Source organism: Enterococcus termitis, from assembly GCF_001730305.1.
Taxonomy (GTDB): domain Bacteria; phylum Bacillota; class Bacilli; order Lactobacillales; family Enterococcaceae; genus Enterococcus_L; species Enterococcus_L termitis.
Window position 1 is genome coordinate 216,390 of record NZ_MIJY01000043.1, and the last position, 11,673, is coordinate 228,062.

The following is an 11,673-nucleotide window of genomic DNA, read 5'->3' on the forward strand; positions in this document are numbered from 1 at the left end:
GACGTCAAACTGATTTATGATACAAGAGAAAACAGAACGACTACAAATGTAGTTTTAAAGAAAGTAGAAGATAGTTATGATAACGAGTGAACGTAATAGAAATAAAAACAATCAAGCAGATTTAAAAAAAGCACAACAGCCTAAATTTCAAATAGACGAACAAGTAACTGTGACAACTGGATATAGTCCGGGGACACAAGCTATGACTGGGAAAATCGCAGGCTCGTATGATACAAGAGCTTACACTGTTACTTATCAGCCGACGAATGGGCAACCATTAGTTGTTAATTATAAATGGATTATACAAGAAGAAATAGTTGATTCGCCAAAGGAAAAACTAACCAATGGAAAGATGGTTTTGTTAAATGCGGATCATCAAATTGGCATGGAAGGTGCAAAAGCGGTTATTGAATCTTCGATAAGCACGACTGTTTATAAAATAGAGTATCCTGAACTAGCGAATGAAACAGGTACTCATCAAGTTTGGATGATCGAAGAGGACCTAATGCAGCCAGGGAACGAGTAGGAGGTAGTTTCAATGACAACGGGTGAGATACAACATATAACGGATGCAGAATGGGAAGTTATGAGGATTGTCTGGACACAAGGAAAAACCACAAGCAAAGAGGTACAGCAATTTCTCAATCAAAAAATGGACTGGAAAACGACTACGATCAAAACGTTACTTGCACGCCTAGTTGAAAAAAACATGTTATCGACTGAAAAAAGTGGTAACAAATATATTTATCAATCCTTAGTTGAAGAAAAAAGCAGTATTCAATTTGAAACAGCTGAACTCTTAGAAAAGATCTGTGCAAAAGAAGTCGGGGCAGTGCTTAAAACGATTATTGATGACAGTCTATTGAGCTTTGACGACATCGAGCGTTTAGAAGAGGCATTGGAAGCCAAGAAGGAATATGCTGTGGACGCTGTACAATGTAATTGCACACCAGAGCAGCATTCATAGAAATCATAAAAAAAGCAAAACAATCATTAGAGGAGATGGGGAAAATGGAAGCAAAGACGTTTGATATAGAAGGGATGACCTGTGCATCTTGTGCGCAAACGGTCGAAAAGGCGACAGCTAAACTAGCTGGTGTGTCTAAAGCTACAGTTAATCTGGCAACAGAAAAACTAAACATTGAATACGATGAAAGCAAACTTTCAGAACAAGACATTCAAAAAGCAGTGTCGGATGCTGGGTATGAGGCATTAAGTAATGTCCAACAACGAACCTTTGACATTGAAGGAATGACGTGTGCTTCATGTGCACAAACGATTGAAAAAGCGACAAACAAATTAAATGGCGTAACAAAAGCTTCGGTTAACTTAGCCACAGAAAAAATGGTCGTTGCTTTCGATCCAACAGTTTTGAATGTTTCCGATATTACAAAAGCAGTATCTGATGCTGGATATGGCGCAGTTGAGCAAATCGATTCAGCTGATACGGTCGACAAAGACCGCGAGAAAAAACAAAAGCACATTAAAAATATGTGGCAACGTTTCTGGATGTCAGCGGTCTTCACAGTTCCATTATTATATGTAGCAATGGGGCATATGGTTGGGTTACCTTTACCAGCATTCCTAGATCCAATGATGCATGCCGATGTTTTTGCAACAGTTCAGTTGATCTTGACGATTCCTGTGTTGTATTTAGGTAGAAGCTTCTTTACCGTTGGATTTAAAGCCTTATTCAAAGGGCATCCTAATATGGATTCCCTAGTTGCTTTAGGAACAAGTGCTGCGGTAGCTTATAGTTTATATGGAACAGTAATGATCTTTGCTGGCGATCCGCAATTTACGATGGCATTGTATTATGAATCTGCCGGCGTGATCTTAACTTTGATCACCTTAGGAAAATATTTCGAAGCTGTTTCAAAAGGGAAAACCTCAGAAGCAATCAAAAAACTGATGGGCTTAGCTCCAAAAAATGCCCGTGTTTTCCGTAATGGTCAAGAAATGGAAATCCCAGTTGATAGTGTTCAATTAGAAGATATTATTGTTGTTCGTCCGGGAGAAAAAATCCCAGTCGATGGTGTTGTGATGGAAGGATCATCAGCAATCGACGAGTCCATGCTAACAGGAGAAAGTATGCCTGTTGAGAAAAAAGTCGGTGATAATGTCATCGGTGCAAGTATCAACAAAAACGGCAGCTTCCGTTTTAAAGCAACAAAAGTTGGTAAAGATACTGCATTATCACAAATCATCAAATTAGTAGAAGATGCCCAAGGATCAAAAGCACCGATCGCTAAAATGGCGGATAAAATTTCTGGTGTCTTTGTACCGATCGTTATGGTTCTTTCTGTTTTAGCTGGTTTGGCATGGTACTTCTTAGGTCAAGAGTCATGGGTTTTTGCTCTAACCATTACGATTTCAGTGTTAGTTATAGCTTGTCCATGTGCGTTAGGTTTAGCAACGCCAACAGCGATCATGGTTGGAACAGGAAAAGGCGCTGAAAATGGTGTATTGATCAAAAGTGGTGATGCACTTGAAACGACACATAAAATCCAAACAATCGTGTTCGATAAAACAGGAACGATCACAGAAGGAAAACCAAAAGTTACAGATATTGTTACAGCTGATAATATTTCCCAAGATGAGTTGCTACGTTTAGCGGCATCTGCTGAAAAGGGCTCTGAACATCCGTTAGGCGAAGCAATTGTCAATGGTGCAGAAGAAAAAAATCTTGCTTTTGCAGCGACGGAAGCCTTTACCGCAATTCCAGGTCATGGGATCGAAGTAACGATCGAAGGTAGTCGTTTATTATTAGGAAATCAAAAATTGATGGATGATCGTTCTATTTCTCTAGGCAATCTAGGCGCTACCTCTGATCTACTTGCAGAACAAGGGAAAACACCGATGTATATTGCAAAAGACGGTGGAATTGCTGGAATTATCGCTGTTGCAGATACGATCAAACCAAATAGTATCCCCGCAATCAAAAAATTACACCAAATGGGGATCGAAGTGGCAATGATCACAGGTGACAACAAACGGACAGCTCAAGCAATCGCCAAACAAGTGGGTATCGATCGTGTTCTAAGTGAAGTTTTACCAGAAGATAAAGCCAATGAAGTAATGAAACTTCAAAAAGAAGGTAAGAAAGTGGCAATGGTTGGTGATGGCATCAACGATGCACCAGCACTAGCACAAGCAGACATCGGAATCGCCATCGGTTCTGGTACAGACGTAGCAATGGAATCAGCAGATATTGTATTGATGCGTAGTGATTTGATGGATGTACCGACAGCCGTAGAGTTGAGTAAAGCAACAATCAAGAATATCAAGGAAAACTTATTCTGGGCATTTGCTTATAACACTTTAGGAATTCCTGTTGCGATGGGGATCTTATATGTATTCGGCGGTCCATTATTGAATCCGATGATTGCCGGAGCTGCAATGAGCTTTAGTTCAGTATCAGTATTAATAAATGCGTTAAGATTAAAAGGCTTTAAACCTTCAGCAGTAAAAAAATAAAAAGAGTGATCAAGATAAAGGAGCGAGAATAGAATGGAAAAAACAGTTGAAATGGCGGGTCTATCATGTGAGGGCTGCGCAGCTAACGTAAGAGAAAGATTTGAAGCAGTGGCAGGTGTTCAATCTGTATCGATCGATTTAAGCCGAAAAACAGCAACGGTGACTAGTGACCAGGTTGTGGATAAAGCAGCGCTAGATCAAGCGCTAGCAGATACAAAATATAAAATTGTTAATGAATTAGCTTAAAAAGAAAAATAATGAAGAGTTGGTTTTCTAAGCTCTTCATTATTTTTTAACAAAAACGACTACAAATGTAGATTTAAAAAGGAGTATTATTCATGGCTAACAACATTTACACAGACTATTTTTTTGACGACCCAGTTTTTGATACGAAAGGAGATAGTTATTTTCCTTTAGAACAAGCAGATTCTCCTCAAAATCCATTAGCTATCCCTCCGATATTAGTGCCGGATTCAGAATCCGACCTGTATACGACGTACACCATCACGTCACAAGAAGGGGAAACAGCTATTTTACCGGGAAAGAAAACTAAGACCTGGGGATATAATGCTTCTCTATTAGGAACGACAGTTATTTTGGAACGAGGTAAGACCTATGGCGTATCTTTAAAAAACGAGCTACCGGAGACAACAACGTATCACTGGCACGGTCTGAATGTTTCCGGACCTGAGACCGACGGCGGACCCCATGCGCCAGTCAAGCCTCAAGAAACACGCGAAATTGAGTTCACTGTGAATCAACCAGCTTCAACAGCATGGCTGCATCCGCATCCTTGTCCAGATACGGCTGAACAGGTGTGGAAAGGTTTGGCTGCAATGGTGATCATAAAAGATGAGCAGGAAAGTAAACTGGCTTTGCCTCGGGACTATGGGATCGATGATCTACCAATCGTTTTACAAGACAGAAGCTACCACGATAATCAATTAGATTATCAAAAAGACTATAATGTAGATGGTACATTAGGCAAGCTTCCGTTGATCAACGGGACTGTGAATGCCTACTTTGACGTGACAACTCAACAATTACGATTGCGTTTGCTGAATGGTGCGAACCGTCGAGAATTCCGCCTGCATTTTTCTGATGATCTACCTTTTTCACAAATTGCCTCTGATGGCGGTATTTTGCCCGAACCGATCACATTTACACATCTTATGTTGACTTGTGGAGAAAGAGCAGAGATCATCGTTGATTTCAAAGAGTATTCAGTGGGAGAAGAAGTGATTCTTTATAGTGATGATCGTCCGCTAATGACGTTTAGAATAGGTGAATTCGAAAAAAATCAATGGACCGTTCCAGAAAAACTAATAGAAGTTGAACCGCTCAAAATAACTGACTCAACGAAGCTGGAAGAAACAGTGATGTCAGGGATGAAGGATTTTGTTAAGATCGATGACAAAATTTTTGATATGAAACGAATGGATAAACAACAGAATATGGGAGAAACTCAAATCTGGGATGTATCGAACATCAACCCAGCAGATGTAGGGATGATCCATCCATTCCATATTCACGGAACACAATTTCAAGTCATCAGTAGAAATGGTCAACCGCCTTATGCAAACGAACGTGGCTGGAAAGATACCGTTGGTGTAAATGCACAAGAGACAGTTAGAATTGCAGTCAAATTCGATGTTCCAGGTATTTTTATGTATCACTGTCATATTTTAGAGCATGAAGATACAGGGATGATGGCGCAAATTGAAGTGATCAATACCAAAAAATAAACATGCTATGGCTTGTATAGAAGCAAAAACTGTATAGAATGTGACTGCTCTATAAAAAACAAGTTAAAGCAAATAAAGGTGTTAGTCAGTCTCTTTTTCATTAATGCTGAACAGCTGAAAATGGAAAAGGGACTTTTTCTCTTTGAATCAATAAAATTCCGCTTGTAAATTGAAGGATTCCTAAGAAGAAAAAAATCACGTGTAGTGCAACAATCGACCACAGCATCAGACATTGAATAAAGATCCACATGACTAAAATAAGCCCAATCAAACATTCATAATAAGAAAATGTTGAAAAGTGTTTAAATCCAAGCAACCCCACAAGCAGATTTCCACAGCCAATAATGAATAACAAAAATAAACCGGGAATTAAAAAAGTGGTGAACGGTGAATGGATCAGCATTGTTTCGTTGATGCCAACGCTTGCTCTAGCACTGCTTGATAAAGCCATCACACCGCCAGAAATCCCGCCTAAGCCAATGAGTAAATTGCTAACGAGTAGAAAGATACGTGTCATAACAGGCTCTCCTTACATTTTCTTTTAGTTTAGCATAAAAAGGGAGAAGATGAGGTATGAAAAAAGCGAACCAGCCAGATCGTCTTATTTTTGCTATACTTTACCTAAGCATAGTTAAATAGAATAAGTGAGGGTGAAGTAGTTGAAGGAAATTTTGTTGCAGGCAGTGAGTTTTTGTTTTGTCATTATTTTAGGGTATTTGATGAAACGGATTGGGTTGTTGAGTAAGGCAGATGGTGCTACATTGTCTGTGATCATCGTTAATATCACATTACCAGCAACGGTGATCGTTAGTTTGGCGAATGTTGTTGTTTCGAGTACATTGTTTTTTTTATTGGCGATGGGGATCTTATTAAACATCGTAGTTATTTTGGTAGGAAGCCAAGCATCTAGAAAGCGTTCTATTTTGGACCGACAATTTCAGATGTACTCAATGTCTGGGTATAATATCGGTAATTTTACTTTGCCGTTTATTCAGGGGTTTTATCCGTTAGCTATTCCTTTTTTATTGATGTTTGATATTGGAAATAGCGTGATGTTGACAGGTGGCAGTACATTATTGATAGATAAAATGATTGGCTCCAAAGAGGAGACGACATTGAAAAAGATTATCCTTACTTTGTTCAAATCAGTTCCATTCACAGCTTATATGGGCATGTTGCTGCTTCGGTCTGTTCAGATTGAGTTGCCGATCGAATTGTTGGGCATATTAGAGCTGATCGCCAAAGCAAATGGCTTTTTATCCATGTTTATGATCGGCTTGTATCTTGAATTACGTTTGCCGAAGCAAGCCTTGAACCTAGTCAAAGAAGTATTGTTTTGGCGCTATCTATGCGGTATGCTCCTAGCATTATTATTTGCCTTTGTGGTTCCCTTAGAACCATTACTGCGAATCGTTCTGGTTGTGATAAGTTTAGCGCCTATGCCGACATTTTCAGTGATCAATAGTGTGAAGGCCGGTATGAAAGAAGAAACAGTCGGCTTTACCTCTTCAGCGAGTATTTTGATTAGTCTAGTCCTAATGACAATTGTTATGTTACTGATGGTGTAAGTCAGTTGTTTCATAAAATATGACAGACAGTTGTCATCTATTGCGTGCTAAATTAATAGCATACAATGGAAGGAGATGGCACGATGGATTTTCGTATTGAAAAGAAGGAAAACATTGCATTGATAGGCTATCAAAAAACGATAAACCGTATTGATTACAAAGAAAACTATCAAGAAATATCAGCATGTTGGGTTGCATTGACAGAAGAAAAGGTGGAACAGTTGTTGACAGTAGCAGCAGAAAAAACAGCTGGATTTTATGGGGTATCGGATAGCAATCAGCCCCAGTTGTCCGTATTTAACTATATGATTGGTGTGAAAAGACACGAAGCAAAAGACGCACTAAAAATATTAACGAGTATACATTTGCCCGAGTCATCATGGGCTGTCTATACTTGCGAAGGCGCAATTGCACAAGCCGTTTCGACTTCGGACACTGACCAGCTAAACAATTTGATGAAACGAAAAAATCAACTGAAGGCACCCTGGCAGTTCGAAGCGATGCAAGAGAATCGAGCGTTACCAAGAATTGAGTACTATCCTTTAGGAGATATGATGTCAAATGCGTATGTTTGTGAGCTATGGATTCCGATCAAAGAAGGGTGAAGTGAAGTAGCATGAAAGACAGTCAAAATGACAATGTAGCACAGGTGTTTGAAGAGTATCCAGAGGCATTACGTTTGCCGCTTTTAAAACTTAGGGCATTGATTTTTGAAGTGGGGGAAAAAACACCTGGAGTGGGCGAAATAGAAGAAAGCTTGAAGTGGCATCAGCCAACCTATACAACAAGTCAAACAAAATCAGGCACACCGATTCGAATGGATCGCTTTGGTGAAGGGAAAATCGCCATTTTTTTTCATTGCCAAACCACGCTTATCGAAGAATTTAGAGCGTTATTTCCAACAGTATTCGAGTTTTCTAAAAATCGAGCAATTGTTTTAAGGCCTGATGCTGAGTTGCCGCTGACGGAACTATCTTTTTGTATCCAAAGAGCATTAACCTACCATCAAAAAGAAAAGAAGGGATAGTACTAGGTTAAAATCAAAGCCTGCACTGCTGCCTTTTTTAGACACTATGGCTTTTAAGGTGAGTGGGACATCACTCTTTGAGTCATATCCCACTCACCTACAATCTAGATAAATGATGGAAACAGCAGCAAGTCCCTTCTTATTTCTTGGGATTAAACACGTCTGCTCCATTCTCCTTAATCAAACGATCAGCGATTGCATAATCACCTTCGTAAGGCGTATCTTCTCCATGGACTTTTTGATACAAGTCAGCGCCCTTGCCAGCTAAAACGACGGCATCTTGCGCGCTACTCAATGAAAGAGCGGCTGCAATAGCTTCGGCGCGGTCAGTAATCGTTTCAACCTGGATCGGAGCTGTAATATAGTCAGCAATCTCTTTACAAATAAGCGCAGGTTCTTCATCTGCAGGATCGTCAGTTGTCAAAATGGCGATGTCAGCAAGTTCGGACAAGACCGTACCGAAATCCTTTCGCCGAGAGATCGCTTTGTTGCCTGTGCTGCCGATTACTACGAGCAGACGGCCGTCAGGATGCTCTTCTTTAACAAAAGTCAAAAGATTTTTTAAACTATCATAATTATGAGCATAATCTACATAAACCTTTGCACCATTAGTATGCGTTAATAGCTCCATTCGTCCAGGAACGGTTGCTTCTTGGATACCTAATTGGCACGAAAGATGATCCGCTCCAACCAACGACGCTGCGATCACAGCACTCAATGCGTTGCCTTTGTTGAAATCTCCGCCTAAGCGTAAGTGATATTCGTCGGCAATCCCCAGCTTGTCCTCTTTTGCTGTGACAGAAAAGGCTAAGGAATCATCCGGGGTGGTTTGATAGACATAATCAGTCTCTAGCTGTTGGTTGCCATAAACGATATAAGGTGTTTGATGAAGTTCTGCTGTTTCTTTCAATAACTGGAAGTGATCCGAATCACGATTTAAAATCATTGTTTTAGCATGTGAGATCAACTGTCTTTTGCAATAAAAATAATCGTCAAACGTTGGATGCTCAATTGGGCTGATATGATCAGGTGTGATATTCAGAAAAATTCCTACATCAAAGAATAAACCATACACTCGATTTGTTTTATACGCTTGTGATGAAACCTCCATAATAAAATGAGTCATCTGGTTATCAACCGCTTCCGCCATCATTCGATAAAGATCAAGTGATTCAGGCGTAGTCAAATGTGATTTGAAAAAAGTTTGACCATCTAAAGTCGAATTCATAGTAGATAGCATCGCTGTTTTTTTATTCGTAGCATGATCCAAAATAAATTTTGTGAAATAAGCGGCAGTCGTTTTCCCTTTTGTTCCAGTAAAACCAATCAATTTCATTTTATTTTGCGGATAATCGTAAAAGGCCATACTTAAAACGGCCATAGCTTTCTTGATATCTGTTACAATGATACCTAAAGAAGCAGCTACATCATAAGGCTGCTCTGCGATGTAAACTTCAAGACCAGCATCAACCGCTTTTTTTAAGTAGTCTTCCTTAAAGTTCAACCCTTTACAAAAAAAGAGTGTGCTGCTGCTGACTGTACGAGAATCGTAAGAAAGAGCATCAAATAGTTTATGATCTAAAGAAGCTGGCACAGATAAGCTCCAGCCTTCAGTGGTAGTGAATTCTTTTAAAAGCTGTTCCTCAAGTAAACATTCACGGATTTTTTCTAAAGAAATATTCATTATTCTGCCTCCAAGCGCTATCTAAAATCTGAATGCTAGGTTTTATCGGTAAAAACTGTTTAGAATTTTATCATACAATTTAAACGCTAAAACTTCAAGATGTGTGCAGTCTTATTTAATAGATAGAGAGAGGTAGAACGACCATCATTTTTTGTACATAATTTTCAGAAAAATTGTTGATTAATAATAAGAATAATTAGACAAAATTAGATAAATAAATCATTTTTTTCATTGTTTTATTTATTTGTTTCTGATCAATATAGATAAATAGAAATAGAAGTAATAGTTTGATCGTTGTTTATAAAAATAGGTTTCTAACTGTTTTTCTATGTTTTAGATAGAGAAACGATAAATAAGTTAATTTATTCAAGAAATTCGTTGCATATACTTGGTTTAACAATTAAAATAAAGAAAGCATGTTTGAAGAAAGTTGGAGGAGTTTAATGATAAATCAATCAAATCCTGCTGATCAACCAGTCTTGACGAACCAAGAAAAAATGGTCAAAGGTTCGGCTTGGATGACAGCTAGTAATATAATTTCTCGGTTGTTGGGTGCGGTATACATCATTCCATGGTACGCCTGGATGGGTGAGCACGCGAATGAAGCAAATAGTTTGTCTTCAATGGGCTATACAGTCTATGCTCTGTTCTTATTGATCTCTACAGCAGGAATACCTGCTGCGATCGCTAAACAAACTTCGTATTATAATTCCCTTAATGAATATAAGGTCAGTCGTCAACTCTTTTATAAGGCACTTCAATTAATGGCCATTTTAGGAGCAATTTTTGCCATAGTGATGTATCTTGCTTCACCGCTCTTGGCAAAATGGTCAGGCGGTGGAGAAGATCTGATTCCAACGATGCGTTCGCTGAGTTTGGCTGTCTTGATCTTCCCTTGTATGAGCGTCGTTCGGGGCTATTTCCAAGGAAATCAGGATATGATGCCATATGCACTGTCACAGATCGTTGAACAAGTGGCTCGAGTGTTTTACATGTTACTGACCGCTTTTATCATCATGAAAGTGTGGGATGGAAACTATGTGGACGCTGTAACTCAGTCTACATTAGCTGCAGCGATTGGGATGTTGGCAAGTTTTGTTGTATTATTCTTCTACATTCGTAAACAAAAACCGATGTTTGACTATTTGGAAGAACACAGTGCGAATGAGCATGAAGCATCTACCCGGGATTTATTGACCGAAACGTTAAAAGAAGCCATTCCATTTATTATCGTAGGTTCTGGTGTTACAGTCTTTAAACTAGTCGATCAATTTACTTTTTCTAATTTTATGAATACATTTACAACCTATTCAGGTAGCCAGTTAAGAACATTATTTGCGATTTTTAATGCTAATCCAGATAAATTGACAATGGTTGTTATTGCCTTAGCCACATCGATATCAGCGACAGGCTTGCCACTGATTACCGAAGCAATCACTTTAAAAAATTATCGTGATTTGTCTAAGTTGATCAGCAATAATCTGCAGCTGTTTATGTTTGTGATGTTGCCAGCGACATTTGGTATGATCGTATTAGCTAAACCGTTATACACAATGTTTTATGCACCGGATGATTTAGGCGTATCCGTCTTGGTACAAGCTTGCTTTGCTGGTTTGTTTATGGGACTATATATGCTTTCTTCTACGATGTTGATGGGAATGTACGAAAATAAGGCGGCAATCAAGTATTTTGGCTTAGGCTTAGCAGTAAAGCTAATCGTTCAATATCCGTCAATCAGATTATTTGAAGTTTATGGACCGGCTATTGCAACAATGATCGGCTTTACCGTTGCTTGTGTGTTGATTCTAAGAAAGATCAAAAAGGTGAGCCGTTTCAATTTTGGTTTAACCTTGCGTCGCGGCTTGTTGATTTTCTTGATCACTTTAGTGATGGTCATTGCCGCTGTGCTTATGAGACAATTCTTGTACCTATTTTTAGATCCAACACGTAAGTTTCAATCATTTGTGATTATTTTGATCGTTGCTGCTTTTGGTGGAGCGGTATATGGATATATCACATTGAAATTACGATTAGCGGATAAACTATTAGGCAAGGGTGTTAGTAAAATTCGCTACAAATTAAAGATAAAATAAAAAACGATCTCAAGATGTATTTGGGGCTGGAGTGTGGGGTAGAAGCGAGTACGACTTTTACTCCGCACTCATTTTCATA

The 11,673-nt window shown here is 39.0% G+C and carries 11 protein-coding genes; 9 read left to right on the top strand and 2 right to left on the bottom strand.

Annotated features, from left to right (window positions below):
• The first annotated feature begins 76 nt into the window (after window positions 1–76).
• From BCR25_RS15095 to BCR25_RS15115, 5 genes are all read left to right on the top strand, one after another.
• The gene (locus BCR25_RS15095) at window positions 77–526 is read left to right on the top strand and encodes a DUF1541 domain-containing protein (RefSeq protein WP_069664414.1); all 450 of its coding nucleotides are present in this window, start codon (window positions 77–79) and stop codon (window positions 524–526) included.
• A gap of 12 nt (window positions 527–538) precedes the next feature.
• The gene (locus BCR25_RS15100; RefSeq protein WP_069664415.1) at window positions 539–967 is read left to right on the top strand and encodes a CopY/TcrY family copper transport repressor; all 429 of its coding nucleotides are present in this window, start codon (window positions 539–541) and stop codon (window positions 965–967) included.
• Between the two features lie 44 nt (window positions 968–1,011).
• The gene (locus BCR25_RS15105; protein ID WP_069664416.1) at window positions 1,012–3,477 is read left to right on the top strand and encodes a heavy metal translocating P-type ATPase; all 2,466 of its coding nucleotides are present in this window, start codon (window positions 1,012–1,014) and stop codon (window positions 3,475–3,477) included.
• A gap of 33 nt (window positions 3,478–3,510) precedes the next feature.
• On the top strand, window positions 3,511–3,723 hold the full coding sequence (locus BCR25_RS15110) for a heavy-metal-associated domain-containing protein (RefSeq protein ID WP_069664417.1): 213 nt from the start codon (window positions 3,511–3,513) through the stop codon (window positions 3,721–3,723).
• A gap of 92 nt (window positions 3,724–3,815) precedes the next feature.
• Complete coding sequence (locus BCR25_RS15115) at window positions 3,816–5,222, top strand: multicopper oxidase family protein (RefSeq protein WP_069664418.1); 1,407 nt, start codon at window positions 3,816–3,818, stop codon at window positions 5,220–5,222.
• 100 nt (window positions 5,223–5,322) lie between these two features.
• On the opposite strand, the gene BCR25_RS15120 is transcribed toward BCR25_RS15115, so the two are convergent.
• Window positions 5,323–5,739: a hypothetical protein gene (locus tag BCR25_RS15120; protein ID WP_069664419.1), complete on the bottom strand. Its 417-nt coding sequence runs from the start codon at window positions 5,737–5,739 to the stop codon at window positions 5,323–5,325.
• A 142-nt stretch (window positions 5,740–5,881) separates the two neighbouring features.
• On the opposite strand from BCR25_RS15120, the gene BCR25_RS15125 reads away from it, so the two are divergent.
• The 3 genes from BCR25_RS15125 to BCR25_RS15135 all read left to right on the top strand — a co-directional run bounded on the left by BCR25_RS15125 (window position 5,882) and on the right by BCR25_RS15135 (window position 7,817).
• Window positions 5,882–6,790 (top strand): AEC family transporter, encoded by a 909-nt coding sequence (locus tag BCR25_RS15125; RefSeq protein WP_083242713.1) that lies wholly within the window; start codon window positions 5,882–5,884, stop codon window positions 6,788–6,790.
• 83 nt (window positions 6,791–6,873) lie between these two features.
• Complete coding sequence (locus BCR25_RS15130) at window positions 6,874–7,395, top strand: GyrI-like domain-containing protein (protein WP_069664420.1); 522 nt, start codon at window positions 6,874–6,876, stop codon at window positions 7,393–7,395.
• 11 nt (window positions 7,396–7,406) lie between these two features.
• The gene (locus BCR25_RS15135; protein ID WP_069664421.1) at window positions 7,407–7,817 is read left to right on the top strand and encodes a DUF1801 domain-containing protein; all 411 of its coding nucleotides are present in this window, start codon (window positions 7,407–7,409) and stop codon (window positions 7,815–7,817) included.
• A 139-nt stretch (window positions 7,818–7,956) separates the two neighbouring features.
• Here the strand turns inward: BCR25_RS15135 and BCR25_RS15140 are convergent, their stop codons facing one another.
• Window positions 7,957–9,501 carry a UDP-N-acetylmuramoyl-L-alanyl-D-glutamate--L-lysine ligase gene (locus BCR25_RS15140; protein WP_069664422.1) on the bottom strand — a complete coding sequence of 515 codons (1,545 nt, stop codon included), beginning with the start codon at window positions 9,499–9,501 and terminating at the stop codon, window positions 7,957–7,959.
• Between the two features lie 443 nt (window positions 9,502–9,944).
• Between BCR25_RS15140 and BCR25_RS15145 the strand changes: the two genes are divergently transcribed.
• On the top strand, window positions 9,945–11,594 hold the full coding sequence (locus BCR25_RS15145) for a putative polysaccharide biosynthesis protein (protein WP_069664423.1): 1,650 nt from the start codon (window positions 9,945–9,947) through the stop codon (window positions 11,592–11,594).
• The last annotated feature ends 79 nt before the right edge of the window (window positions 11,595–11,673 follow it).

Bases quoted from the DNA above. Each gene is read 5' to 3' on its own strand.
- BCR25_RS15095 (WP_069664414.1), top strand. From the start codon at position 77: ATGATAACGAGTGAACGTAATAGAAATAAAAACAATCAAGCAGATTTA.
- BCR25_RS15100 (WP_069664415.1), top strand. From the start codon at position 539: ATGACAACGGGTGAGATACAACATATAACGGATGCAGAATGGGAAGTT.
- BCR25_RS15105 (WP_069664416.1), top strand. From the start codon at position 1,012: ATGGAAGCAAAGACGTTTGATATAGAAGGGATGACCTGTGCATCTTGT.
- BCR25_RS15110 (WP_069664417.1), top strand. From the start codon at position 3,511: ATGGAAAAAACAGTTGAAATGGCGGGTCTATCATGTGAGGGCTGCGCA.
- BCR25_RS15115 (WP_069664418.1), top strand. From the start codon at position 3,816: ATGGCTAACAACATTTACACAGACTATTTTTTTGACGACCCAGTTTTT.
- BCR25_RS15120 (WP_069664419.1), bottom strand. From the start codon at position 5,739: ATGACACGTATCTTTCTACTCGTTAGCAATTTACTCATTGGCTTAGGC.
- BCR25_RS15130 (WP_069664420.1), top strand. From the start codon at position 6,874: ATGGATTTTCGTATTGAAAAGAAGGAAAACATTGCATTGATAGGCTAT.
- BCR25_RS15135 (WP_069664421.1), top strand. From the start codon at position 7,407: ATGAAAGACAGTCAAAATGACAATGTAGCACAGGTGTTTGAAGAGTAT.
- BCR25_RS15140 (WP_069664422.1), bottom strand. From the start codon at position 9,501: ATGAATATTTCTTTAGAAAAAATCCGTGAATGTTTACTTGAGGAACAG.
- BCR25_RS15145 (WP_069664423.1), top strand. From the start codon at position 9,945: ATGATAAATCAATCAAATCCTGCTGATCAACCAGTCTTGACGAACCAA.